This window comes from Acetobacter sp. DsW_54 (genome assembly GCF_002153575.1).
Lineage (GTDB): Bacteria > Pseudomonadota > Alphaproteobacteria > Acetobacterales > Acetobacteraceae > Acetobacter > Acetobacter fabarum.
On sequence record NZ_JOPD01000073.1, the window covers coordinates 1 to 248 of the forward strand.

Consider the following 248-nt stretch of genomic DNA (forward strand, 5'->3'; position numbering starts at 1 on the left):
AGCTGGACCTCCATGTCCATCCAGCGTGCGGTCAACAACATCCAGAACAGCCTGCAAAAGGGGCTGGCCTTCCTGGGCACCGTGGGGTCCACATCTCCCTTCATCGGGCTGTTCGGCACGGTCTGGGGTATTTACCACGCACTCACCGCCATTGGCATTGCCGGCCAGGCATCCATCGACAAGGTTGCCGGCCCTGTGGGTGAATCCCTGATCATGACCGCCATTGGTCTGGCAACGGCTGTGCCTGC

The 248-nt window shown here is 61.3% G+C and carries 1 protein-coding gene; it reads left to right on the top strand.

Going from position 1 to position 248, the window contains the following annotated elements:
- Nucleotides 1-248 (top strand): MotA/TolQ/ExbB proton channel family protein (locus tag HK20_RS12720; RefSeq protein ID WP_198943939.1); only part of this gene is annotated, 248 nt, incomplete at both ends.